Origin of the sequence: Nitrospira sp. T9 (assembly GCF_052156535.1) — a bacterium.
In the GTDB taxonomy this organism is placed as follows: domain Bacteria; phylum Nitrospirota; class Nitrospiria; order Nitrospirales; family UBA8639; genus Nitrospira_E.
In genome coordinates this window covers 96,109-119,807 of the sequence record NZ_JBQKUP010000032.1, presented here as the reverse complement: position 1 = coordinate 119,807, position 23,699 = coordinate 96,109, and the positions used below count along the sequence as shown (strand labels likewise).

The following is a 23,699-nucleotide window of genomic DNA, read 5'->3' as shown; positions in this document are numbered from 1 at the left end:
CGTGTTTTTTCTTTTAAAATTAACACATGAGAAAATTCTAGACTGATGGGTATTGGCCTTCTAGGCGGCTCATTCAATCCCATTCATAATGGGCATTTGCATATTGCCCAGTATGTCTACAGCACAATCCAGCTCGATCGGATAATTTTCATTCCGACGGGAGATCCTCCTCACAAACCAACTGGGTCTCTTGCACCTGCCCACCACCGGCTAGAAATGGTAAAGCAGGCGATTGCCCCATTCCCCAATTTCACGGTATCCGATCATGAAATCCGATCACCGGCGGTGTCCTATAGTGTCGACACCGTCACTCATTTCAAAAAAGAATGGCCGGAGGGAGCGGAGTTGGAATTTATAGTGGGCCTTGATGCTTTTCTGGATATCTGCAGTTGGAGACAGGTGGATCATTTACTCACCCTGTGTCATTTTATTGTCTGCTCGAGACCGGGGGTTGCCTTCACACAACTTCAAGCCCTGCCGTTCTTACCTGCGACAAAGCCTCAAGCATTTCAAAGCCTTGACCAACAGGACACGACCCGTCTGGACATCCTGCTCCCATCTGGAAAGACCCTTTATCTCCTAGCGGTACCACCATGCGAGATCTCAGCCTCGACAATTCGGGAGCAACTGGCCAGTGGTTCCCGCGTCAGCCAGTGGTTGCCGCCCACAGTGGAGTCCTATATAATTCACCATCGATTGTACCAATGGCCCGTCTAACCCACCCGAAACCATCTCCTACCCTCGAACAGGCGGTCTTCATCGCTCAAGCGGCTCAAGAAAAGCAAGCAGGAGAGGTGTTGGTGCTTGATGTGGGAGCAATGACGTCAATAGCAGACTATTTCGTCTTTGCATCTGGCGATTCCGTACCTCAGGTACGAGGGATTGTCTCGTTCATTGAAAAAGTCATGTCCACACGCTATGAAATAAGCCCGGATATTGAGGGAAAAGAAACGGCCAATTGGATATTACTCGACTATGGAGACATCATCGTCCATATATTTAAATCAGACATCCGGAAGTATTATGCTTTAGAAAGTATGTGGGCAGACGCTCCGCAAATTTCTATTCCTGAAAGCCATAAACCTTTTCCACAGGTCGCACAAGCGCCTAAAACACCCGGAAAAGTCGCCAGGCTTTCATAAACAACGAGAAGATTTCATCTTTTTATCCGTAGGTTGGAAATCGAATTTTTTAGGAAAAATAATGGAGAACCCCATGACCGCAATTCAAGATTTGGCAGACCGCGTACTGGAGGGAATCGTCCCAAGCCGGGAAGAAGGCGTGGCCATTCTGGACACCCCTCAGGATAAACTGCTCGATCTGGTCAATGCGGCCTATCGAATTCGGTCGCGATATTTTGGGAACACCATCCGTCTGCAAATGTTGCTCAATGCCAAAAGCGGAGCCTGTCAGGAAGATTGTCACTATTGTTCCCAATCAACCATTTCCACCGCCCCCATCGAGCGATACGCACTCGTCTCTCCGGAAAAAATGCTGGAAGGCGCTCGACGGGCCGCACAGGCCAAAGCCCAGCGGTATTGCATCGTGATCAGTGGCCGCTCCCCGTTGCAATCGGAAATCACACACATCACCAGCGCCGTCAAACAAATTAAAGAGGAACTGCCGATTCAAATCTGTTGTTCACTAGGGCTCTTGAATGGCGAACAGGCCAGCCAGTTAAAGGCGGCAGGAGTCGACCGCATCAACCATAATCTCAACACCAGTGAAGCCTATCATCCTGCTATTTGCACGACACACACCTATCAAGATCGTATAGACACACTGAAACATGCCCGCGCAGCCGGATTGGAACTCTGCAGCGGCGGTATCGTCGGCATGGGCGAACGGGACGAAGATCTGGTGGACCTTGCCCTGGCGTTACAGGACATCCAACCCGATTCCATTCCCTTAAACATGTTGTACCCGGTCGAAGGCACACCTTTTGACGAAATGAAAAACCTCACACCGGTCCGTTGCTTAAAAATCCTCTGTCTCTTCCGGTTCTTCCATCCCAAAACAGAAATCCGTGCGGCCGGAGGACGTGAAAAGAACCTCCGCTCACTTCAACCCTTGGCGCTCTATGTGGCCGATTCCCTCTTCGTGGATGGTTATTTGACGACCCCGGGCCTTGCCCACCAGGAAGTCTGGAAGATGATTGAAGACCTGGGCTTCACGGTGGAAGTGAAGTACGAGGGGATTGAAGCAGAAAAAGTCGAAACCTGCTCTCCTCTCACTGATTGATCTAAGGTGTTTTCATAACTTAAACCTTGTCCCCCTCAATCGGCTGTCGCCGCTTCTTATCATACGCCCGAAATGTTTTTAAAATTCATTTTTGAATCGTATCCACTAGACATTCAAGTTCTTAAGCCTTTGCGCATATCTGTGAGCGCAACCCTTGTTTGGTAAATAAACCAAAACTTTTCCCCTTCCACCAGGGGCGCTTTGGTCCTCTGGTGTAACCTGCATACAGACATTTTTGTTTTTTTTTCAATGCTTGATCGCTATTGAGGGTGGATTTGATGGGGAAAAAACAAGCACATTAGAGTTAGTTTGAATCGTCTGCCCAAATTAAAGAAAGCTTGATTGATTCGAAATATTGAAAGTTATTCTGAAGCCCTAGATGCATTGGGGTTGGATAATGATTCAAAGCGCATTAATAGGAGTGAAAGTATTGCGCAAAACGGAAGCGCTAAGAAAAAAAACAATATAGCGTTCAAAACCAATTTTTTATAACTTAATGTTTTTTGTCTCGTGGAGGAAAGGGATCATTCCCTTGCGGAACTGTATCGGAATCTCTCCACCTTCCTTTTTGATCTTGGATTCTGACTTCTCCTCCTCCCAGGTTTGAGACAATATTCTTGGCGGCGCGTTCAGCCTCCAATTGCGTGTTGTGAATGCTACTCGCTCTTTCCGCTCCCGATTTCTTAACATCCCATCCATCGTCATGTTTGACAACGTAACGATCATTTTTCCCCATTCTTACCCTCCTCCTTTTATTAACCACATCACCTCGGTTATCTCACAGCCCTAAGCTGCGGACGTTTTGAGGTGGGTGAGCCACCCAATGCACCTGAACCTTTCAACGCCATGAGGGTTAATCCAAAGACAAGCTGATCAATCTCTTCGATGTGAACACGAAGTTCATTGGCAATATCTTTTTTTGTGATCCCTTCATCACGAAGTGCCCCAAAAACTTTGGCCAGCACCTGGGAACTTTCACGTTGCGCCTCTTCCGGCTCACATTTGCGATACCCGCGGGATGACATCTCGATGCAAAGCGTACGGTAATTCCAGTCAGTAAGAACACCTATCGCATGAAGCCGATAGGCGAGGGCCCCTACAGAAACATTCCAATTTCTTTTCAGATTAATGAGGTGATCAACCGTCACAAGTCCAGGTGCATGAGCCAGCACGCTAGCTCGGGGCATCAGAAAAGCAGAAGCGAAGGCATTTGCTTCACGCTCGGCATTTTGTCCTTGTGGTGCACCATGCCGATGCATGACCAAGTGTCCCAACTCATGTGCCGCATCGAACCGGCTGTGTTCTGCTGACTTTTTAGTGTTGAGAAAAACAAAAGGCGTGTTTACACGCCACATTGAGAATGCATCAACTTCAACTGCATCGATCGATAAAGAAAACACTCGTACACCCTTGGACTCAAGTAAATGCACAGTATTTTTAATGAACAACTCACCAAGGCCCCAGTGTTGCCGTATGGAGATGGCAGCAGCCTCAGGGCTAACCTCTTGGCTGAGATTAGGAATATCTGCAGAAGGAAGTTCGAAACGGGCTTCGATCCATTTGTTGAGAAGAAGGGCAATAGCCCCAGCACCAAGCGCTGTGTCTCGCTGCCCTGCTGTCATTTTGGACAAGGCGCGGAAACTCGCACTGTCAGGAGACAGCTCTTCCAAGTCATCGCCGAAAAAATAGTTCACTGGAAAGCGCAAAGCTTTACCAAGGTGTTCGAGCTTTTCTGTATCCGGTTTAAACTCGCCTCTTTCATATGCCGACATAGAACGCTGCTCGACGCCGATCATGGCGGCAAGGCGTGTCAAAGTTAAACCACGTCGTTTCCTGGCAAGCGTTAGTCTTGATGGATTGAATTGTAGTCCTTGACTCATGCTCGCCGCTTCACTTCAATTGTGATATCAGGTTGTGTAGGCGGAACGACCTCAATTAGGTCGCCGTCAAGTGGGACAGATTTAAGAAGAATCCGCTCGCGCCACTGGTTTATGTGGCCGTCTTGAGCGATCGAAAACGGTAATGATAACTCACAACAAACTTCATCCACAGTACGATGAATCAATAGAACCCAAGTCATTCGATCTACATTCGAATCAATAGGTTGTGCGGGAACCGGATTTGATTCCTGTCCTGTGAACAACTGCAACTCTAGCTGTAATTGGTTCGCATTTACGGCATTAATCGTGCTTGGCCCTTTCCGGGCTTTGTTCGAGGGTAGAGCATCGGTACGGCCAGTGCCTTCATCCCCAGTCGCAACAGCAATCGCAACCTGATCTTCTGAATCAATCACAACTGAATAATTGTTTTCATCTGAGCGTCGCCAGCCAAGGGGAAGGACGTACTCTCGCAGAGCGCGAACCGTTTCTCCCCACGCCCAAATTGGGGGAATCAATGGAGGATGATTAGCAGTGCAGGTGATATAGGCCAGATACCCGCGCCGCACAACATTTCTTAGTGGCTCTTCCTCAAGACCAAGATCGGCCAGACGGTTACGAACTTCCCAGGGTTCACTCAACGTTAAAATATTCATAAAATCCTTTCTCGGCCATTGGCCTTGATGTTAACTTCCTATTTTAATACCACAAATGAGGTAATAAAACAAGAAGTAGCCCGTATATAAGCTTGCAGCTATGGCTTTCAAAAGAACATGTTTAGAACCTTGCTGAGCGCTCCTTCGACATGGTTATTCCCTCAACTCAGCTTGGAAGAATGATTTTTTATTCACAAATTTCCGAATGATGAGTGACAACACTATAATTTAATAAATCTCACGGGGGCGGTGCTCGTTTATAAAATAAAGTTCAGGGATCTAATGGGAAAAGGCTTTTTTTTGTTAAATCTACTGGTAGTGGAGTAAGAACCAAACGAGAGTGGTTTATTTTAACCACTTGATAAAGCCGCCCCAACATAGATGTTTCACTTCTAGTTCCTCTTTGTTGGCTCGTGCGATTGATAGGGAGCAGGTCATGATCGACCAGAGATTAGGAAGTCTTGTGAAGAAAGTTGACCAGGCACCTCAGATAAATTCCACATTGATCTTTGTGAGAGGTTAAATCAAGGCTTTTGATTTTATTGATTAATTTTACTAGACTTGCCAAAAAAAGTATCGACAAAACATGTATCGACAAAATTTTTAAAGCGACAGGAGAAGAGAACCATGAAGGTTAAAAGCATATTGGAGTGGGGATTGGTCGTAGTCATTGTATTCAATAGTAGCGGCAGCTGGACGAGCAATGCCCAGGCCGAAACTGCTGTTCCTTTCAAGTGGGAGAATTGGGAAGAGACCGATCGAACCTTTTTAGAGGAACAACGGACCACTTTGGAAAAGGGTGGAGGAAAAGTGGGACAAGTGGAGGAAACCCATCCCGGTGTCAGGAATCCGGCGGTTGTGTGGTTGGTATTAGCCGGGACAGCTGCGGTAACGGTCTTAGCAGAAACGGTTGTAAAGGCTGTCAAAGAGTTGAATCAATGTGGGGTAGTAGTTGATGCCAAGGGAGAAGAACTCAACATCAGGCGTAATTGTGATTTAGATGGCAATATACTCATTCGTAGAGCTGATGGAACAATCGATTTAGTTAAAAAAGAGCAGCCTGACTCTCTCGCTATTGCAGTCCTCAAGACCGTGCTTGAGGGATTTATGAGCAAACTGGATAAATAGATGCATGAGGGAGAGTTATTTTCAGGTGAGATTGAAGGGGACAATACCACCAGTCAAAGAATTCTAAATGATTCTCTTCCCTTCACAAAGCAATTTTGAGATTGATTCATGAAACTTTTTCTCTTCCCTTGCCTAGTTCTCCTTTGTGTATTGGTTTCTCCCACTGATTTCACAAAGGTTGCCCATGCCGAGAAGGAAAGATCGTGGGCGGTCGTGATCGGAATTAACGATTATGCCATAGGGATCAACAGATTGAACTATGCCGTCTCAGATGCAGTGGCAGTGGCTGGATTGCTCGAACGTCAAGGGTTTTCGGTGACTACACTCTACAATGATAAGGCCACACGAAAAGCCATCTTAACAGAATTAGGAACCAATCTTCCGATACGGGTGGGATTAGAGGATAAAGTCCTCATTTATTTCTCTGGGCATGGGCAAGATTGGCAAGTCCCTGGTGGGGGAATTAGTGGATATCTGCTCCCCGTGGATACAGAACTGGGAGATTTAGCGGGGACCGCAATTAGTATGGGGCGGATTCGAGAAATCGCGAACATTTTACCGGCCAAACATGTGTTATTTCTCATTGACTCCTGTTTTGCAGGCATCGGCGGACAACCTAAGAGCTCTTATCACATGGGGGAACTCAAATTAAAGGAAATAACCAAAGAACCCGGACGCTGGCTCATGACGGCGGGGACGGCCACCCAAACAGCCTTGGAGGTATCGGAATGGGGGCAAGGATTATTTGCTCATTATGTGCTGGAAGCTATCGGAGAACAGCGTTTAGCTGATGCAAATAAGGATGGCATTATTCCGGTTGGGGAGTTATATACCTATGTAGAGGATCGGGTATTTCAGGAAAGCAACCTGAGAGGCAATACCCAGCAGCCTATGTTATTTCCCTTGAGTGGATCCCAGGGGGAATTTGTGTTTGTGTATACCCAATCCACGTCACACCCAATCAAAAATTTACCAAAGGAAATTAAAGGAAAAGATGGTGCGCCGATGGTCTGGATGCAAGCAGGAGAATTTAGGATGGGTTCGCGAAAGGGAGAGGGAGACATTGATGAACATTTGCAACATCAGATTTCCCTTGATGACTTTTACATAGATAGGCATGAAGTAACAAATCAACAATTTCGACAATTTGTTCAAACAAACGACTATAAAACGGGGGCCGAAAAAGAAGGTAAGGCCTGGGGATATATCTCTATACCTGCCTTTGGATTGACACCTAGAATGGCTTGGAAAGAAATTTTAGGAGCCAATTGGCAAAAACCAACGGGAAAACAATCGGTTTTCGAATCTGCTCGGGACAACCATCCGGTAGTATCCATCTCTTGGGAGGATGCAAGGGCATATTGTGAGGGAGTGGGTAAGCGCCTCCCGACAGAAGCTGAGTGGGAATATTCCGCACGTGCTGGTACTTCCACACTATATTGGTGGGGTAATGAGCCTCCCCCAAGTTCAGGCAGCCGTGTGGGAAACTTCGCTGATCTCTCGTTCACTTATGCATTCGGATCAAACCAGATACCCGATGGCTATGATGATGGCTATGCTGGCACAGCACCTGTTGAAACGTACAAAGCGAATCCTTGGGGTTTACATGATATGAGCGGAAATGTGTGGGAATGGGTTGCAGATTGGTATGCCGAGGATTATTACCTGAACAGTCCTCAAAAGAATCCTCAAGGGCCAATGAGCGGGGAGCGCAAGGTCATGCGGGGTGGGTCCTGGTATAATCGTCCGGCGCATGCCCGATCAGCCGTTCGAGCCATGAATGATCCGAAGGTAAGTCATGAGTTTATTGGGTTTCGTTGTGCCCAAAATATTCCTTAACCCTCAATGATATTTTTCTTATACCCAGTTAGCCAAAAAAATAAGAAGGGGCCGGAATTTTTTAAAGAAAAAGTTGAACAAGCCATTGCACAAACGACTCTATCTATACCGTCCATTACAAGCTATCTTAAAAACGAAACCGGCTTAAAAAGACGGTTGAATAGGTAACCCAACGGTCACAATGTTCATTCATACCGTAAATCCTCGGCGATAACCTGCCGACTGGCCCACCTGGCCGGCCCCCACGCCCCCAGCAATGCGGCCAACAGCGCCACCAGGACGGCCATCCCCAACGTTTCTAATTGCAGGGTGAACTGAATGGTCCAGCCAAATGATTGCTTATTGATCACGTTGATTAACAGTACCGACAGCGCCAGGCCCACCAGAATGCCCAGACCGGCACCCAATCCGGCCACATAGCAGGATTCCCAGAAGATCAGGCCTTGGATTTGCCGGCGACTCATGCCCAACGATCGCAACGTGGCCAGTTCCCGACGACGTTCGGTGATGGCGGTCATGAGGGTATTGATAATTCCCAGCACCGCCACGCTCAGGGCAATCAACTCCAACACATAGGTGACGCGAAACGTGCGATCAAAAATCTCCAGAATCTCGGTTTTCAATTCCCCGTTACTGATCGTGACGACGGGGATATCGTTTTTCAATACCTGTTCGATCTCACGTCGCACGACCGGCAGCGCCTGACCGGCCTTGAGATAGACCGCAAAGACGGTTGCATCAGACTCCCCCCAATACCGACGAAAGAGTTGGTCGTCCATAACCACTTTTCCACCATCGGTGGCATAATCATAAAATATACCTTTAACAGGAAATGCCTGTTGTCCTGAAGGGGTCCTCACTTCAATATGCCTACCTACCGCCAATCCCAACCGCCCGGCTAACACTTCAGACACAATCACGCCCTCACCTTCAATCGTTTCTTGTAAGACAGAAGTGGATTCACCTGTCTCAAACAGATATTGGCTGCGCGCGGCATGAAGGGCCATGTCGCGTGCGACCAAGGACACCGACTCCCCTGAAACCTCCCCCGTAGTTTCCAAATAGGGATCAACCGCCTCGACCCCTTGGACCGTCATCACCGTCTTGACTAGAGACAACGGCAGACCAAGCTTGCCGTTCTCGCCCTCTTGGTCTCCTAGCCAGGACACCGGCGCCACGATAATATCTGCCAGCATCGTTTGCTCAATCCAGATTTCTACCGTATTCCGGAAACTCTGGATCATGATGCCCACCCCAACCATAATGGCAAGACCGACGACAATCGCGGCCATGGTCACACTGGTCCGACCGGGATTGCGACTTATTTGTTCCGCCGCCAGGGAGGGAAGAAGGCCCCATCGTCCGCTTTGCCATGTTCTCTTCCACTCATGCACCACTCCGCAGAGCACAGGCCCCAGGGCCGTTCCTCCCACCAGAAGACAAAACGCCGCGGCATACCCTCCGATCGGAATACCGTCCACGGGAGCCATGGTACTCAAGGCGGCACTCCCACCAAAGGCGATTACCGCAATCCACCCTGACCTCCTAAACGTACCAGTTTCTTCATCTTCCGATTGGCTTACCGATAAGGCTTGAACCGGGGCGATCGTGCTGGCATCCCAGGAAGGGCGCAGCGCTCCCAGAAGAGAAACCCCGACCCCAATTCCTATCGCTTCCAGTAACAGCCAGGGATGAACCTGTGACACCGCCAAAGACGTGACCCCATATAATTCACCGACACTTTGCCCGATGAGCGTCGTCAACCCCCCAGCCAGGAAGACCCCGAACCAGCAGCCCAACACTCCACCCACAAGGCCGAGCAGACCCGACTCCAAGAGAAACAATCTCGTGATGGCTCGCCGTTCCATGCCGAGTGCCCGAAGAATGCCAATCTCCCGGCGATGATGGGCCACCGAAAATGCCATCGTGTTATAAACCAGAAACACTCCCACTAACAGCGCAATTCCACTGAGCATGGTGAGATTAAACTGGAAGGCTTTCAACATCGATTCCACTTGCTCCGTCCGTCGCGAGGATTGATTGATTTGAATATCCGGCGGCACCACCGTTTTCAAAGCTTGGATGAGGGTCGCCCCCGACACGCCAGGGTCAGAAACGACCGCAATGGAATGTAGACGCCCCAACCAATTGAACTCCCATTGGGCAGCAGCAATATCCATGATCGCCTGTCGTTTGGTGCCCTGGAGAAGGGCATCGGAGGATCTCAACAGACCCCCCACGATCAGATCATGGGAATTGCCCTGACTCGTCACAGTCAGCGTCTGCCCTTCGGTCACCCCTAATTCCCCGGCAAACTCTTCCCCCAAAAAGACCGTCTTCGGCGAAAAAAACTGCTTCCACTGATTATCCGTGATCGCATTTGTCGAATCCCCTGATGGCCTAACCTCCTCAAATTCCAGAAGATCGACTCCCCAAATCACGAGCGTGAGACCCGTGGAGGGGCCTTCCTGGATCACAGACTCAATTTTCAGAGCAGGCTGAGCCGATTGGACACCGGGAAAACGTTGAATTTCCTCGATAATGGACTCATCCATCCCCTCCGACCCGCGTGATAGGGTGATGGACGCCTTTCCAACAACAGACTCCACCGAATCCTCAAAGGATTGATACACTGCGCCATTGGCCAGGCGAATGGCCAACCAGGCCGAAACCCCGATCGCCACCCCGACCGCTGTGAGAAAGGCTCGGAAGGGCCGATGGCGCACATGGTCAAGGACCAATAGAAGAAGAATTCGTATCATGGGAACGGTTGTCGGAAGTAATGGACGTATGTTAAAACAACTAGAAAATTATGCGTGGGGCACGGACTCAACATGCCAAAAGAGAAAGTGACTGAATCGGAATCAACAGAAGAACTCTTGGAATCAAATTCCGAGGGACAATCTCTCACCGCTCGGCAAAAGGAAATCCTGAGCCTGGTGGCTCAAGGATTTACCAATCGTGAAATTGGTGAAAAGCTTGACATTAGCGTGCGAACGGTTGAAGTCCACCGCTTCAATTTGATGCGCAGGTTACGGGTCAGAAACGTGGCCCAATTACTCCGGCAAGCCATTGCGCTTCGTATCATCCCCCAAGGCCCGACGACTCCGACACCCAAGACCTGAGAGACATGTCTCGACCTGGCCTGTTATTTAAGCGTTGAAAAACGCAGCTGAACGCCTATATTGACTTTACCCTGTGAAGGCGTTCAATCGCATTTCTCTTCAATCCATCTCCCGTAATTTCCCTCGACACGCCATCAATGACGGATAACCTTTTCGTTTCAGGCAATCGGCAATCTCCCCTTCGAGCCTTGCAAACACTTCACAACCTTTCTCAACCAGCACGGTGCCTATCTGAACCGCCGAGGCGCCACACAACACATGCTCGAACACATCCACACCATGTTCCACCCCACCTGTGCCGATAATAGGAATCTGATCGCCCCAGATCTTCCAAAACGCGCGAACATTGGCCAGGGCCACAGGCTTAATGATTCGTCCACCCAACCCACCAAATCCACCCTTGGGTTTAATTATCACCGTTTCTTTTTCCGGATCGACCACCAGCGTATTCCCAACTGAATTGATGACCGTCACAAAGGCCACCCCGCTTCGCTGAAGCACCTCGGCAATTTTCTGATGATGGATCGGATCAAAGTAGGGCGGGAGTTTCACTCCGTACGGCACCGTCAGCAACGCACGAATTTCTGTTAATAACCGTTCCGTTTCCTCAAAGTCATAGCCGATCTGTGGCTTACCGGGAATATTGGGACACGACAAATTCACTTCTACCAAATCCGGTCGAGCGATCTCCAAGGCCTTGGCCCCTTCTAGGAAATCATCGGGATGAAGACCGGCCAGACTGGCGATGACGGGTTTCCCAAACCGCTTCAACTCTGGAATGAGTTTCGCGTAGACGGGAAATCCTAAATTGGGAAGTCCCATTGAATTGATCGAGCCGCCGTCGAACGCCACATACCTCGGTAGAGGATTCCCCTCACGGGCTAGCGGCGTCATCGATTTGGTTACAATCGCACCGGCATGGGACATGCCTAGGGCCTCCAGCTCTTCAGGTGTCACGCACAAGGCTCCTGACGCGTTCATAACACCAAAAGGAAACGAGACACCGGCAATTACTGTTGAAAGATCCATTTCGTATTACTCCAATTGTCCGTCTCGAATCGCGATGATCCGATCCGCCGCCTGAGCGGCGCGCAATGAATGGGTGGCCAAGAGCACCGTCTGGCCAAATTCCTTGGCACATTGGCGCAGCAACGACACAATCTTCTCTCCGGTTTCACCATCCAAATTGCCGGTGGGTTCATCGGCCACAATCAGTCGGGGGCGATGGCCGAAGGCCCTGGCAAGCGCTACCCGCTGCTGTTCTCCTCCGGATAATTCATGCGACCGGTGACCCAGCCGATGACTCATCCCTACCCGCTCCAGCATGTCAGCGGTCCGAGTTCGGATCGTTCCGGATTCCTCACCTCGTAAACGCAAGGGAAGCGCCACGTTTTCTTCGATCGTCAATCCCGGGATCAGATGGAAAGCCTGAAATACGACCCCCACCTCCTCCCGACGCCATCGGGTCCATTCCTGATCACCAAACCCCAGACAGGAACGCCCATCCAGCAGGATATCTCCAGAGGTCACCCAGTCCAGCCCGGCCACCAAATGAAATAGCGTGCTTTTTCCACTCCCGCTGGGTCCCATGAGCGCACAAAATTCTCCCTGCTGAATTTCCACACAGACATCCCGTAGCGCCACGACCGAAGTGGGTCCGCGCTGATATTCCTTATAGACATGTTGAAACTGAATCACGTGAACCTATCAGAAATTTCTGCCCTTAGTTACGCTCTTGAATCATGGCATATTCACTATCTCTCCTATATCATAACGAAGGTAAATGGACCAAGACGCCCCACGAATATTAGGTTTCTTTCCCGGTTGCCATCAGCCCGGAAAGTTCGCCTCCGTTGCTCCACTATTTACCATGACACGTCTACTCCAAAGGCTCCTGCATGTCATTTTTCCCACCGCATGTGCCGGTTGTCAGAATCCCTTGGAGGACGATCCCGTTCCCTTTTTTTGCCGCCGGTGTTGGGATAGGCTCAAACCAATTCCAGGCCCGGTTTGTCCGCGATGTGGACGCCCTTTTGCCTCCCCCATTGCCCTATTACATAGTCCCACTCATCAGTGCGGAGCCTGCCGCGCACGACCAATGGCTCTTACGCAAATCTGGAGCCTCTTTCCCTACCAACCCCCACTGAAAGAAGCCATTACGCTGTTCAAATACCGGGGAAAACTGTCCTTGACTCAACCACTCGCCCAAGTCATGGTTGGAGCGTTGCCCGCTTTACCAACCGTAGATGCCATCATTCCCGTCCCCCTTCATCCGCAACGCTTACGAGAACGTGAATACAATCAATCCCTGCTGCTCGCAAACCAACTGAGTCACCACCTGGGGATTCCTCTTTTCCTGGCGTGTTTACTCCGGATTCGTCCCACAGTCCCCCAAACCTCCTTATCAAGGAAGGAGCGACTCACGAATCTGCGTCGGGCTTTTTCTGTCCCCAAGCCGGCCCGTATCAAAGGCAAACGGATTTTATTGGTGGACGATGTCTTAACCACTGGCACAACCCTGCATGAATGCGCCAAGACGCTTCGGCGTGCCGGCTCAGGCCCGGTGTATGGGCTGACACTCGCCAGAATGGTGTAAGGGGCTGTTGAAAAATGCCGCCAGCGGCGTTCTCGCCATTTTCCCGTGCTCACGTACTACGCCTACGCTCCGCGCGTAAAAACGGCTGCGGCCTTGCTGGACGGACCCTTCGGGAAGACTCAGGGCATGCTTTTTTGAACGCCCCGAGGCCTCTGATATGCAACATACCTGTGGTTCAATATGCCCTTAAAAATTATTATTATTCCACACTCCCTGTAAGGAATTGGTTGCCAAATCCCTTTTGGAGGTCGAGAAAAATAGTCTGCCAACATGGATCTATTGTTGGCCGTTTTCTCTGAATAAATCCCCACCTCCATTCCTTTTCCCCTTGTCTGTCTTTTCTCGATTGGTCCTTTTCACCAGCCCCTTCTTTGAGGGTCATAGAAGAATAAGTCCGATACCTCCGCACCATTCACGTGATTGAGATCTTGCGATTCGCATAAATCAATTTTCGACTCTTCCCAAAGAGACCATTTTGCGATATATACAGCCCGTACATTGCGATCAGGAGGAACGATTCAATGCCCATTTACGAATACCGTTGTCAGGATTGCCGGAAACGCAACTCCTTTTTAATCCTCACCTCGAAAGCCCCAGTCCCATCTTGCAAGCATTGCCAAAGTACCAACCTTGAACGCATCATGTCCCGCTTTGCTGCACCCAAATCGGAAGAAGCCAGAATGGAAGCCTTGGCCGATCCCAGTAACTTCGGGGACCTGGACGAAAACGATCCACAGAGCATGGCCCGCTTCATGAAAAAAATGGGAAGGGAGATGGGTGAAGACCTGGGAGATGACATGGACGAGGCCATGGACGCGATGGACACAGACGAGATGGATATGGGGATGCCTGCTACCGAAGGCGACTAGCTCGACTACTCAAGCAAAACTACTTGACTTTTCTTAAACTTTCGGTAAGCTACACTCACAGATAGGACTTTCAGGAGATCCCAGGAACATTCTGCATGTTTGCCGGACAATATTATTGTAAAATCGACGAAAAGGGACGATTTGTTGTCCCGAGTCCTATTCGTGAAGAAATCGAAATTCACGGAAATAGTCTGATGTTTCTCAAGGGACAGGATATGCCCGTTTCCGCCTATACCAATCCGGAATGGGCCAAAATCCTGGAAAACGCCAAACAATCTCTTGATGAAGATCAACGACGCCTTTTCATGTATCACATGGTCTCGGAAGCCTCCGCCTCAGAAATGGATAAGGCAGGTCGCATCCTCATCCCGGGCCGGTTTCGCAAACTCGTCCCGGTGGATGAGGATCAAGAAGTGGTATTAGTCGGCATGTTTCATCGCCTTGAAGTATGGAATCCATCGGAATGGCGACGTTTTGTCCATGTAAACGAAGACACCTTTGAACACAGCATGAGCAAAATTCAGAGCCTCCTCTAACAGACCCTTTGCTTCTCGTTCCACCACCGATACCATACCCCTTTCATAGATGCTCCATTGAGAACGATTCGTATTCCCTCCCTTCCCAAGCTTTTGCAGTCCAAAGGGAAAGGTGGCCTGGTCCTTCTCCACAGTCATAAACGAAAAGCCAAAACTTCAGATTCTGGGATGGATTGGTCGAATTTGGGCGGCGATACTCTGTCGACTCGCGAACTTTTTGTTGTCTTACCGCTTCCACCCAGCATCAATCATCAATACGCCACCGTCAACGGACGGAGGGTCCTGGCCTCCCCAGGCCGGCATTATAAAACAGCCGTGTCCCGACACTTACTCACCATCTTGCGGCAATCATCCCATAGGACGGAATTTTTAGGGCAATTGGAGAACCACACCCTTAGCCTCTCCCTCCGCTTCCACTTCAAAACTGCCCTGCGACGGGATCTGGATGGCGGGCTCAAAATCGCACAGGATGCCATTTGCCAAGCCATCGATTTAAATGACAACCGCATCACCGAAATTCATTTACACAAAGACCTGGATTCGGTCCGTCCCCGTCTAGAATGCTTATTAGCTATTCAGGAACCCATCGCCCGGACAATCCGATCCCCCAAAACTCTCTCGATGGTCACCAAAACCAGTCCTCGAACTGTCCCTCAGTCCTCAACAGACCATAATCCTCGTTGAAATCTAGACAGCCCGACTCTCTCTAACGGCGGATATTCTATGTACCGTTGGTCCTTCCAATCCTCATTCGCCAGACTTCGCTTTTCTAATTAGCTGAAGACGGAACCAGTCATGGGTGGTGCCTTGGACGAGAACGTTTCATGCTTACTGTTCTGTTCAGGAGTCAGATGAATATCTGCCCAGGATCGGGGACCTGGCTGAAATGATGGAAAAGAAGTAGGACTTAGAGAGAGGTGACTGCGCGGGAGAGAGAATGCAGAACGATGGTCAATGGGTGCTTGGTCGCTCTCGATGGATGGTTGGTCAGGGCCGGGAACAAAAATCCCATCTTTTGCCCCTTGCAGTGCCGGACACGTCCAGGCAACCAAATGCTATCGCCGAGGTAATGCAGTTTGACAGACACCTGCGTGCCCCTTAGCACAGGAGGAATTTGATTGTCAGGGAATTCAACGAGCATGCCCTGAGGACTGAGATTGAGGACACGGCCCCGACACACTGTGTCTTGCCCATAACGTATGGCAACCGGAAGCATTTGGTAGGGTTTGACGGACATCCGGCGAAACGACCGTCGATCTCCTTGAGGAATTGGTATCGGTTGGCGGAGATCTTGTCTCAGTGCAGTCGATGATCCCATCGTCACGACTCCGCTGGATGTTCTTTGCTAGATTCAAAGATCTTCAAGGCTTCATCCTCACTGGAAAAGATGGGGATCCATTCCCCAATTTCAGTGATTTCCAAGACATCCCGTACAAACCCTATCGGAGAAATAATGGCCAGTTTGCCACCAATTCGCTGAAAGCGCCGTTGGGCGAGAACCAACCATCCGAGGGCAGCGCTGTCAATAAATGATACAGCCACCATATTTAACATCACAAACCGATAACCTTGCAGAATGGCATGATCAATCCGCCATTTAAAATCCTGTCTGGCATGTTGATCAAATCGACCCATAAAAGTCTCCACCAAGGTATCGTGGCTGAGACTCCGTTCGGAAATAACCATAGACGATTCTTTCGGGGTGATATTGGGTGGTGTCTTCCTATATCGGTTTTCCTCGCTCCAGTCTTTACCCGGCATGCCGGCAAAGAACAGACTTTATCTTCACAAAGCTCAAAGCTTAAAGGGACCGTTCAGGGTTCGGAAAGGAGTTCCACTACGACATCATCTATAAACTGTACCGGTGACGGCTTGCCGGCACCGCTCTGAAAGGGACGGGTCACCCGAAGCTGTATGGTATGGCGACCTGCTGCCACAGGGACTGTTCCAATGAAATGGTGCTGAACCGTGACACCATCCTCCATCGGACCGACATCGAGATCGGCTATGACTTGATCATCAACGACCCATTCAAACAATCCCCCATTCAGATTCCTTTTATAATCGGGAGAATGGTAGGTGGCCCCCACACGGGCTGAGAGCTGAATAAGGCCGGCAATAGTCATTGTGGTAAGACTAATCCCTCCACCTTGTTGCACGGCATGGGCAGGAGCAAAATGAAGCTGGCCGACTTGGACCTGAAGGCAATAAGAGGTAGGACCTGGGTTCCCAAGATCACACTGGGAAATGGTAGGAAATCCCTTGCCCCCTAAGGTTCCATTCGAGGTAGAAAACACCCTCCAGTCAGAAAGGGTCCCCGATTCAAAATCCGTGGCCATGTGGACCTCGGCCGAAACAGGGCAAATTCCCATCGACACTATGCCAAGGAGAAAAAAGAAGCCCCATCGTTGAACAGCATGTAGGCACAATTCGATTTTTGAAACCATAGCGATATTTCCTTCCATAACCTGCACCTTTTTGCCTCACCTAGTTTTTTTAGACCTGTATGCTTGATAAGATAGGTGATGGGTGGCTAGTTTCTCCATTTGAGTCTCTACTCAGACCACAGATTCTCCCCTTAAGAACCCCCTTTTTTTCCGTTCTTACCGACGGTTTCAAGGACCGAGTAGATTCGTGAACGACATAATTCATTTTTTCACTCACCCGAACATCAAGGTCCATACCATATGAGCACACTCTTCACACCTCTTTTCGTCTTTTGCCAAATAGTCGGAGGAATTTCCTGTCTGCTGGGTCTTTCCTCACCGTCCTGGGCTCAACAAACACCACTGGAGGCTCATCCGGTTCATCCCTTGATTGCAGCCCAAGTCTTAGTGGTCGAAACCATCGCGCTTACGGAGCGAGGGCTCAAGGACTCCACGGCTATCACAAAGACCGTCACCGACCGATTGGCCGACACAGGATTTACCATCGTCTCAACTCCAGAAGAACCTCACGATGCGGACATACGGGTGAAATGCGAAGAACGACAGACATTCACCGGCCCGAGTAACCATCGGAATACCAGTCCGGCCCTTACTTCGCGATTATGGAAAGGCCCTGCCTGTCATATCTCTTATCGCTATGGAGAACAATATCCTCCTTGGAACTGGGATGTTCACACTTCATTTGAAGATACAAGTGAGGCTGCGGAAACCGCAGGAGCCTCGGATACGGGAACCTTCGCCATGACTGCTCTAAACACCCGACTTCAACAGGATGATTTCCCATTGTATCTAGTGGCTGAATGGGAACAAACCGACAGATTGCTGATGCTCTTTCAGAAATCCTCAGACAATATTGAACGACAAACGACAATCCTCAAACTTTTGGGAACTCTGGCTTCCGATCAAGCCTTCGAAACCCTCAAGCAAGCGCTCACCAACCCCGCCCTGACACCGACGGCACTAGCGGCCCTTGGGCAACAAGGAGAAAAGGCTATCCCTGCCTTGGCTTCTTTTCTGGAATCCTCCACAAACTCAGACCACAGATTAGCCGCTATGCAAGCCTTGAGCGCCATTGCCACCCAGAGCAATGCTCCCGCCTTATTCACTCAGTTTATGAAAGCTTTGGATACAGAAGAGCCCAAGATACAAACGGAAGCCGTCAAAGGCCTTGGTAACCTGGCGGATCGACGCGCGATTCAACCTTTGGAAAAACTTAACCTAAAAACCTGGACAAATCCTTCCACCAGTCCTGACATGGTGGCTCTCCGTAAAATGCTAAGTTGGAGCCTCTGGCAACTAAGTCCCAGCGCTCACACCGCAGAATGAATCACACGTGGATATTTCAGCGTGGGAGAAACCATGTCTGAGAATTTCACCCAAGACTCTTCTAATTTTTCAAACATGAATCAAAAAAAATTCTGGAAGTCGCCTTTTCTCTACCCTACTCCCCACCGCAGCCAAAAAAGTCCTCGCCATATTTACCAAACGACCTCGTAGGCTGATGACGGATCGGGGTTAAGAAAGACTCTTCGAAAGCCAATACGGACAGGAGCAAGCAAACGGCTCAGGGGAGTGTTGAATAATAAAGATGTTCAAGGGCAAATTTACCCAGGATTAGATTACTCATCAAAGGCTACGGGTCGGTTCAAAAAAGCATGCCCTGAGTCTTCCCGAAGGTCCGTCCAGCAAGGCCGCAGCCGTTTTTACGCGCGGAGCGTACGCTGAGTACGTGAGCACGGGAAAATGGCGAGAACGCCGCTGGCGGCTTTTTTCAACAGACCCCTCAGGTAAAAAATGCCTGGAGGCCCCTCAATCTTGCCCCCGACAAATCAGCACGTCGGGATTTGGAAAAGATCTGTAAGGGGTTCTAAAAATGAATAACCGAAGATGGTGCGCCCGGCAGGAGTCGAACCGGCAACCTCTTGATCCGTAGTCAAGTGCTCTATCCATTGAGCTACGGGCGCATTTACTGCATTTTCAATACGTTAGGTGAGCTCGTCAAGCAGGGTCAACTGACTAGCGTGAAATTAATGCTAACCCGGGAAAACCGTCCCCCTTAATAGTCTTGGTGAAATCCACTCTACCATTTACCAACTTTTCATGTCTTAATTTTATGGAAAGAAATTTTAAAAATCGGATAAGTGGTCAATCTCTTTTCAACCTGAAACAACCAGCCTTATACCCGTTCTTTCCTAAACGCGTCAATTCGTTGGGTAGGAACAGGCCCACCCATCCTCGGAACTTTTGACTCGCCAATTCTTGTGTGAGGGTCCACAATTTAATTAAGGAGAAAAGTCCGATCATTTTGTCTGGAGATTCATTTTTTTCTTGTGGTGTCAATGATTAATTTCCTGCCTGAGATTATTCTCCGCTCGTTCTCCGGTTAATCCGACCGCCGACTCCTCCTGAACTTCGTGGCTCGAGGGTGGGATCGCAAAAACACTGCTCAAACCTTAGGCTCGCCGCACATAGCGGGTCACTTCTTACCATCTGATGGCACCCTGGTGTGCCATATCCCAGAATGGGACAACCGGAACCTCTAGGAAATACCAGGGTTTCATACGCTTCGTTCAACAGTAGATTCTCCGTTGTGACTGGTCATTTCAATCGGAACGCTGATGCTCCTACCTGACCCACGGGCAAGTACCCATAAAGTTAGCACATGGGTCAGGCATCCTGGCCTTGAACCAGACTTATGAAGACGGAAGAGGGTCCATGCGGTTCGGCAAGCGGACGGAATGATAATTTTTTTGAATTTAGCCGAATCCGTCCTGTTTTCCTTGGCGGAGTTCCCCGATTGAATATACGTATTTTAATTTAGCCTGTCTGTGGAATTGATGCCCATCTCCTGGGAGCGTCAACTGTCAATAAAGCATCACCATAATCTCTCCACGATAGACCCGGAAAATATCAGTATCAGGAATTTAATTTCCGCTAGTCATATGGGAATCAAAAAATAAGGGAGGAATTACCCATGCTTGCCGTCAGAGAGCATTGTCAGCAGAACACAAAAATTCTGGACCTCTCAGGAAGTTTTGACGCCAGTTCCAAGTTAGGCCTTGAAGTCGCCATCCTCGGAGCAAAGGAAATGGGCTGTCAACATATCATCTTGAATTTTTCTGAGATTACCTGGATTGATTCAATAGGATTAGGGCAATTATTCCTTTGGTATCACAAGATGAGACCCAATCACGTGCACCTCAGTATCGTCAGCCCGCAACCGACGGTCAAAGATCTCTTAGAGTCGACCCACCTCTCAGAAATTGTTCCTATCTATCAATCTGAAAAAGAAGCTGTGGAGGCTCACCCCCAGACTCCTTATGTATGAACAAAACCATTTTCAGCCTTTCAGAGAGGGCGGAAGACCTCACTTTGAATTACCCTCCCCACTTTCTTGGAATACCTATTTCCGCAATACTTGATTTTACTGAGCAAGAAACCGGACCACAGCACATGAAGTCAGTAGAGGTGAGCTATCCATTTTCCTGTTGCTATCCAGCAATTTTTCAGACAATTCCTTTCCCTTATTTCGTCACCGATGCTCCAGGAAAATGCTGAAGAACCCGAAATTACGAACACCCGATTTCAGATGCATAGAAGCCATCCTAAAGAATGACCTTTTCTCATGCACCTGTTGTCTTCTTCTCCCCATAGGACAAACGAAATGGAGAATCCAGGAATGAACACACCAGACCCACCGCGGGATTCCCTACATGATTGCTTACATACCAGGAAAACCCGGCCGTGTATTTTGGTGGTTGAAGATGATCCTTCAGTGGCAGAGTTACTAAATACGGTCCTTGAAGATTGGGGATATCACGTGTGTGTGGCAAGAAATGGACGGGAAGGCCTGGACACGGTTGTGAATCATACGGTTGACGGAATTTTGCTGGATATGCATATGCCCGTCATGAACGGGCGAACCATGCTCGATGAATTACGATGGTTGGGATATCAAACGCCGGTACTGGCAATGTCCGGTGGGTTAGACCTTCCAGCCCTTCGGCAGCTTCTAAGGGAAGGGGCTCAAGGCTTCTTCCTTAAGCCCTTTAATCTGCAATCCCTCAAACAATCCTTTCGACAGATCTTTGAAAAGGAAGGATCGTCTTCTTTCCACAACCACATTCGTCTGACATAAAAACTAGAGAGAGAAATTAAACATGTGGCATCAAGACCTATGCGGTCAAACAACTTATAGCCACTCAAGATGTATGGCAAAACCTTTCTCCTTTATAAGCGGCATCACCAACTTCGTGTCAGGCTGGATTCCTCCAGGACGAAGCTCTATGCGGAAAAATTGGTCTAACAAAAATTCTGAAACGCAGCCTTTACAGCAAGGGTATTTTTTACTTTTTGTTGAAAATAAGGCCAGTGAATGATTGGCCGTGATGATGGTTTGTGGGTTTTTTCACAATTGCTGCCGTGTTGGAGTTGGCCGGTTCTTTTTCTAATTTTGTAGCCAGGCCGTTTTAGAAGCGATTTATGCTGATGAAAATCGTAGCCCTAAAAAGGCCTATTTTTTGCTTTTTACATATTCACCTGTTGCAAGCGACTGAGAAGGATCCAATAAGAAAAGCTCGTCACATGAAGCGACAAAATTGGATATATTTACTGTTGATAGTGGGTTTAGCGAGTTCACTTCTTTTGACGTTGCCCTTAGAGAGTTTGCATGCGGCAACCGTGCCGGATATTCGAGGCACTTGGACAAGTGGTCCCTCCAGTGTAACGGTAATGGGATGCCAGGATCCTGATGATAATGGGGTCTATTTTGATCCGGGAGGGGATACTTACAGTATTACCAACCAAACTGGCGCCAACTTTAGTTTCACAATAGTGGTCTCGGAGAGTCAGGACGGAAATACCATTATGCAAACTGGGACGTGCTCCGGCACCGTAGCCGTGGATAGCACAGTGAATGCTTCATGCCCCTATGCGGTTACAGTTAACGGAGGGTTTTGGTTTAGCGGAATCGTTATTATAACGGGTTCCCTTGCGGGTAATAGCTGGACCTACACAAGTGCCGGTCAGGATCTGGCAGGAGATACCTGTCAGTATAATTATTCGACGGCCACAGATACCAGGAGTGGGCCCGTTCCTCCACCTATTGCTTTAGCCATGAATACGCCTTATGACCTTAATGGAGATGGGAAAGGCGACCTGATCTGGCGCAACACAAACACCGGGAGCACGGCCATCTGGTTGATGAACGGGACCGCCCGGGCCTCGGTCGGCTTCCCGGGCGGGGTGACGCTCAATTGGCAGATCGCGGGGATCGGCGATGTGACGGGGGACGGAAAAGCCGATGTCATCTGGCGCAATACTACCAACGGCACAGTGGCGATCTGGGTGATGAACGGCACGACCGTGACGTCCTCAGGTTTTCCCGGAAGTGCGCCGACTGCCTGGGTCATTCAGGCGGTCGGGGATGTCAACGGCGATGGGAAAGCCGATCTGATATGGCGTAACAGTAATGACGGCAACACTGCCATCTGGTTGATGAACGGAACCGCCCTGGCCGCAGTTGCCTTCCCGGGCGGGGTACCGCTCAACTGGCAGATTGCGGGGATCGGCGATGTGACGGGGGACGGTAAGGCGGATGTCATCTGGCGAAACGGCAGCAATGGAGCCGTGGCCGTATGGGTGATGAATGGGATCACTGTGACCGGCACGGGCTTTCCCGGCAGCACCTCCACGGATTGGAAAATTGAGGGTGTTGGCGATTTCAATGGTGATGGGAAGGTCGATCTTATCTGGAAGAATGACACAAGCGACATCGTGGCCATCTGGCTATTGAATGGGACCTCTATTGCTTCGTCTAAAATTCTGGGCGGCATCGCCTCGGCGTGGGAGATTGAGCAGGTGGGGGATATGAATGGAGATGGGAAAGCGGACGTGGTCTTGAAGAATACGTCTACAGGAGAGGTGAAAGTCTGGCTGATGAATGGGGTAACCCTGATTGGAATCGGCTCTCCTGATACAGTCTCTACCGACTGGGACATTCAACCCTAGAGCAATGACAACGCACTTGCTGAACCACTGAGGGAAAGAGAACAAATCTCAAACACGAAGAAAACCAAGTTAACTTTCGGTGATCTCCCAAGAGCCTGCCCCACATCGGGGCAGGCTTTTTTTTGGACCCACTTGCTCATTGGAAAAGACCCATCCCACAACAAACCCTGCCTCGAATGTAGGTCGCATGTGTAATGGCCACCATCAACATACACCTGTATTTTGAAAATCATCAACTGGGGAGATATGAGATGGACAAACGTTTTTATTACCAAAGCGAGGGAGAAAAACTCTCATTGAGTGTCCGGTGGTGGCTCTTTCTCTTTGCCGCAATTCTTTTTTGGGTTATGAAATAATCCTACCTCCATCTTCATGC

At 49.4% G+C, this 23,699-nt stretch carries 23 protein-coding genes and 1 tRNA gene; 14 read left to right on the top strand and 10 right to left on the bottom strand.

What is annotated here, in order from left to right; genetic code table 11:
* The first annotated feature begins 45 nt into the window (after positions 1–45).
* The 3 genes from nadD (at position 46) to bioB (ending at position 2,241) form a co-directional block, all read left to right on the top strand.
* On the top strand, positions 46–717 hold the full coding sequence (nadD, locus tag ACTRXD_RS07375; protein WP_442431188.1) for a nicotinate-nucleotide adenylyltransferase: 672 nt from the start codon (positions 46–48) through the stop codon (positions 715–717).
* Complete coding sequence (gene rsfS / locus ACTRXD_RS07370; protein WP_442431187.1) at positions 705–1,142, top strand: ribosome silencing factor; 438 nt, start codon at positions 705–707, stop codon at positions 1,140–1,142. Before nadD ends, rsfS begins: the two co-directional genes overlap by 13 nt.
* Before the next feature lie 73 nt (positions 1,143–1,215).
* The gene (gene bioB / locus ACTRXD_RS07365) at positions 1,216–2,241 is read left to right on the top strand and encodes a biotin synthase BioB (protein ID WP_442431186.1); all 1,026 of its coding nucleotides are present in this window, start codon (positions 1,216–1,218) and stop codon (positions 2,239–2,241) included.
* A 493-nt stretch (positions 2,242–2,734) separates the two neighbouring features.
* Here the strand turns inward: bioB and ACTRXD_RS07360 are convergent, their stop codons facing one another.
* Genes ACTRXD_RS07360 through ACTRXD_RS07350 form a run of 3 tightly spaced genes read right to left on the bottom strand, consistent with a single transcriptional unit; the run spans position 2,735 to position 4,774 of the window.
* Positions 2,735–2,977 (bottom strand): DUF2188 domain-containing protein, encoded by a 243-nt coding sequence (locus tag ACTRXD_RS07360; protein WP_442431185.1) that lies wholly within the window; start codon positions 2,975–2,977, stop codon positions 2,735–2,737.
* A 37-nt stretch (positions 2,978–3,014) separates the two neighbouring features.
* Positions 3,015–4,121: a helix-turn-helix domain-containing protein gene (locus tag ACTRXD_RS07355; RefSeq protein WP_442431184.1), complete on the bottom strand. Its 1,107-nt coding sequence runs from the start codon at positions 4,119–4,121 to the stop codon at positions 3,015–3,017.
* Positions 4,118–4,774, bottom strand: a complete 657-nt coding sequence (locus tag ACTRXD_RS07350; protein WP_442431183.1) for a hypothetical protein — start codon at positions 4,772–4,774, stop codon at positions 4,118–4,120. Before ACTRXD_RS07350 ends, ACTRXD_RS07355 begins: the two co-directional genes overlap by 4 nt.
* A 627-nt stretch (positions 4,775–5,401) precedes the next feature.
* Here ACTRXD_RS07350 and ACTRXD_RS07345 point away from each other — a divergent pair.
* On the top strand, positions 5,402–5,902 hold the full coding sequence (locus tag ACTRXD_RS07345) for a hypothetical protein (protein WP_442431182.1): 501 nt from the start codon (positions 5,402–5,404) through the stop codon (positions 5,900–5,902).
* 108 nt (positions 5,903–6,010) lie between these two features.
* Positions 6,011–7,741 carry an SUMF1/EgtB/PvdO family nonheme iron enzyme gene (locus tag ACTRXD_RS07340; RefSeq protein WP_442431181.1) on the top strand — a complete coding sequence of 577 codons (1,731 nt, stop codon included), beginning with the start codon at positions 6,011–6,013 and terminating at the stop codon, positions 7,739–7,741.
* 185 nt (positions 7,742–7,926) lie between these two features.
* Here the strand turns inward: ACTRXD_RS07340 and ACTRXD_RS07335 are convergent, their stop codons facing one another.
* A complete protein-coding gene (locus tag ACTRXD_RS07335; protein ID WP_442431180.1) occupies positions 7,927–10,503 on the bottom strand; it encodes an FtsX-like permease family protein in 2,577 nt (858 codons plus the stop codon).
* 72 nt (positions 10,504–10,575) lie between these two features.
* On the opposite strand from ACTRXD_RS07335, the gene ACTRXD_RS07330 reads away from it, so the two are divergent.
* On the top strand, positions 10,576–10,866 hold the full coding sequence (locus ACTRXD_RS07330; RefSeq protein ID WP_442431179.1) for a response regulator transcription factor: 291 nt from the start codon (positions 10,576–10,578) through the stop codon (positions 10,864–10,866).
* Positions 10,867–10,965: 99 nt separating this feature from the next.
* Here ACTRXD_RS07330 and ACTRXD_RS07325 read toward each other — a convergent pair whose 3' ends face one another.
* On the bottom strand, positions 10,966–11,895 hold the full coding sequence (locus ACTRXD_RS07325; RefSeq protein WP_442431178.1) for a dihydroorotate oxidase: 930 nt from the start codon (positions 11,893–11,895) through the stop codon (positions 10,966–10,968).
* Positions 11,896–11,901: 6 nt separating this feature from the next.
* Positions 11,902–12,564, bottom strand: coding sequence for an ABC transporter ATP-binding protein (locus ACTRXD_RS07320; RefSeq protein ID WP_442431177.1), 663 nt, complete (start codon positions 12,562–12,564; stop codon positions 11,902–11,904).
* 85 nt (positions 12,565–12,649) lie between these two features.
* Between ACTRXD_RS07320 and ACTRXD_RS07315 the strand changes: the two genes are divergently transcribed.
* From ACTRXD_RS07315 to ACTRXD_RS07300, 4 genes are all read left to right on the top strand, one after another.
* Entirely contained in the window at positions 12,650–13,462 is an 813-nt protein-coding gene (locus ACTRXD_RS07315; protein WP_442431176.1) for a double zinc ribbon domain-containing protein, read from the top strand.
* A gap of 521 nt (positions 13,463–13,983) precedes the next feature.
* Positions 13,984–14,331 carry an FmdB family zinc ribbon protein gene (locus ACTRXD_RS07310; protein ID WP_442431175.1) on the top strand — a complete coding sequence of 116 codons (348 nt, stop codon included), beginning with the start codon at positions 13,984–13,986 and terminating at the stop codon, positions 14,329–14,331.
* 95 nt (positions 14,332–14,426) lie between these two features.
* Complete coding sequence (locus ACTRXD_RS07305; RefSeq protein ID WP_312744323.1) at positions 14,427–14,867, top strand: division/cell wall cluster transcriptional repressor MraZ; 441 nt, start codon at positions 14,427–14,429, stop codon at positions 14,865–14,867.
* 57 nt (positions 14,868–14,924) lie between these two features.
* A complete protein-coding gene (locus tag ACTRXD_RS07300; RefSeq protein WP_442431174.1) occupies positions 14,925–15,551 on the top strand; it encodes a RusA family crossover junction endodeoxyribonuclease in 627 nt (208 codons plus the stop codon).
* A gap of 223 nt (positions 15,552–15,774) precedes the next feature.
* Here the strand turns inward: ACTRXD_RS07300 and ACTRXD_RS07295 are convergent, their stop codons facing one another.
* The 3 genes from ACTRXD_RS07295 to ACTRXD_RS07285 all read right to left on the bottom strand — a co-directional run bounded on the left by ACTRXD_RS07295 (position 15,775) and on the right by ACTRXD_RS07285 (position 17,314).
* Positions 15,775–16,185, bottom strand: coding sequence for a PilZ domain-containing protein (locus tag ACTRXD_RS07295; RefSeq protein WP_442431173.1), 411 nt, complete (start codon positions 16,183–16,185; stop codon positions 15,775–15,777).
* Between the two features lie 2 nt (positions 16,186–16,187).
* Positions 16,188–16,553, bottom strand: a complete 366-nt coding sequence (locus ACTRXD_RS07290; protein WP_442431172.1) for an STAS domain-containing protein — start codon at positions 16,551–16,553, stop codon at positions 16,188–16,190.
* A gap of 128 nt (positions 16,554–16,681) precedes the next feature.
* Entirely contained in the window at positions 16,682–17,314 is a 633-nt protein-coding gene (locus tag ACTRXD_RS07285) for a hypothetical protein (RefSeq protein ID WP_442431171.1), read from the bottom strand.
* A gap of 240 nt (positions 17,315–17,554) precedes the next feature.
* Between ACTRXD_RS07285 and ACTRXD_RS07280 the strand changes: the two genes are divergently transcribed.
* The gene (locus tag ACTRXD_RS07280; RefSeq protein WP_442431170.1) at positions 17,555–18,640 is read left to right on the top strand and encodes a HEAT repeat domain-containing protein; all 1,086 of its coding nucleotides are present in this window, start codon (positions 17,555–17,557) and stop codon (positions 18,638–18,640) included.
* A 562-nt stretch (positions 18,641–19,202) separates the two neighbouring features.
* Here ACTRXD_RS07280 and ACTRXD_RS07275 read toward each other — a convergent pair.
* Positions 19,203–19,278, bottom strand: a tRNA-Arg gene (locus tag ACTRXD_RS07275).
* A 1,010-nt stretch (positions 19,279–20,288) separates the two neighbouring features.
* On the opposite strand from ACTRXD_RS07275, the gene ACTRXD_RS07270 reads away from it, so the two are divergent.
* The 3 genes from ACTRXD_RS07270 to ACTRXD_RS07260 all read left to right on the top strand — a co-directional run bounded on the left by ACTRXD_RS07270 (position 20,289) and on the right by ACTRXD_RS07260 (position 23,323).
* Entirely contained in the window at positions 20,289–20,642 is a 354-nt protein-coding gene (locus tag ACTRXD_RS07270) for an STAS domain-containing protein (protein ID WP_442431169.1), read from the top strand.
* 351 nt (positions 20,643–20,993) lie between these two features.
* Positions 20,994–21,452, top strand: a complete 459-nt coding sequence (locus tag ACTRXD_RS07265) for a response regulator (protein WP_442431168.1) — start codon at positions 20,994–20,996, stop codon at positions 21,450–21,452.
* A gap of 446 nt (positions 21,453–21,898) precedes the next feature.
* Entirely contained in the window at positions 21,899–23,323 is a 1,425-nt protein-coding gene (locus tag ACTRXD_RS07260) for an FG-GAP repeat domain-containing protein (RefSeq protein ID WP_442431167.1), read from the top strand.
* Positions 23,324–23,699: the final 376 nt, after the last annotated feature.

Bases quoted from the DNA above. Each gene is read 5' to 3' on its own strand.
- nadD (WP_442431188.1), top strand. From the start codon at position 46: ATGGGTATTGGCCTTCTAGGCGGCTCATTCAATCCCATTCATAATGGG.
- rsfS (WP_442431187.1), top strand. From the start codon at position 705: ATGGCCCGTCTAACCCACCCGAAACCATCTCCTACCCTCGAACAGGCG.
- bioB (WP_442431186.1), top strand. From the start codon at position 1,216: ATGACCGCAATTCAAGATTTGGCAGACCGCGTACTGGAGGGAATCGTC.
- ACTRXD_RS07360 (WP_442431185.1), bottom strand. From the start codon at position 2,977: ATGGGGAAAAATGATCGTTACGTTGTCAAACATGACGATGGATGGGAT.
- ACTRXD_RS07355 (WP_442431184.1), bottom strand. From the start codon at position 4,121: ATGAGTCAAGGACTACAATTCAATCCATCAAGACTAACGCTTGCCAGG.
- ACTRXD_RS07350 (WP_442431183.1), bottom strand. From the start codon at position 4,774: ATGAATATTTTAACGTTGAGTGAACCCTGGGAAGTTCGTAACCGTCTG.
- ACTRXD_RS07345 (WP_442431182.1), top strand. From the start codon at position 5,402: ATGAAGGTTAAAAGCATATTGGAGTGGGGATTGGTCGTAGTCATTGTA.
- ACTRXD_RS07340 (WP_442431181.1), top strand. From the start codon at position 6,011: ATGAAACTTTTTCTCTTCCCTTGCCTAGTTCTCCTTTGTGTATTGGTT.
- ACTRXD_RS07335 (WP_442431180.1), bottom strand. From the start codon at position 10,503: ATGATACGAATTCTTCTTCTATTGGTCCTTGACCATGTGCGCCATCGG.
- ACTRXD_RS07330 (WP_442431179.1), top strand. From the start codon at position 10,576: ATGCCAAAAGAGAAAGTGACTGAATCGGAATCAACAGAAGAACTCTTG.
- ACTRXD_RS07325 (WP_442431178.1), bottom strand. From the start codon at position 11,895: ATGGATCTTTCAACAGTAATTGCCGGTGTCTCGTTTCCTTTTGGTGTT.
- ACTRXD_RS07315 (WP_442431176.1), top strand. From the start codon at position 12,650: ATGGACCAAGACGCCCCACGAATATTAGGTTTCTTTCCCGGTTGCCAT.
- ACTRXD_RS07310 (WP_442431175.1), top strand. From the start codon at position 13,984: ATGCCCATTTACGAATACCGTTGTCAGGATTGCCGGAAACGCAACTCC.
- ACTRXD_RS07305 (WP_312744323.1), top strand. From the start codon at position 14,427: ATGTTTGCCGGACAATATTATTGTAAAATCGACGAAAAGGGACGATTT.
- ACTRXD_RS07295 (WP_442431173.1), bottom strand. From the start codon at position 16,185: ATGGGATCATCGACTGCACTGAGACAAGATCTCCGCCAACCGATACCA.
- ACTRXD_RS07290 (WP_442431172.1), bottom strand. From the start codon at position 16,553: ATGGTTATTTCCGAACGGAGTCTCAGCCACGATACCTTGGTGGAGACT.
- ACTRXD_RS07285 (WP_442431171.1), bottom strand. From the start codon at position 17,314: ATGGTTTCAAAAATCGAATTGTGCCTACATGCTGTTCAACGATGGGGC.
- ACTRXD_RS07280 (WP_442431170.1), top strand. From the start codon at position 17,555: ATGAGCACACTCTTCACACCTCTTTTCGTCTTTTGCCAAATAGTCGGA.
- ACTRXD_RS07270 (WP_442431169.1), top strand. From the start codon at position 20,289: ATGCTTGCCGTCAGAGAGCATTGTCAGCAGAACACAAAAATTCTGGAC.
- ACTRXD_RS07265 (WP_442431168.1), top strand. From the start codon at position 20,994: ATGAACACACCAGACCCACCGCGGGATTCCCTACATGATTGCTTACAT.
- ACTRXD_RS07260 (WP_442431167.1), top strand. From the start codon at position 21,899: ATGAAGCGACAAAATTGGATATATTTACTGTTGATAGTGGGTTTAGCG.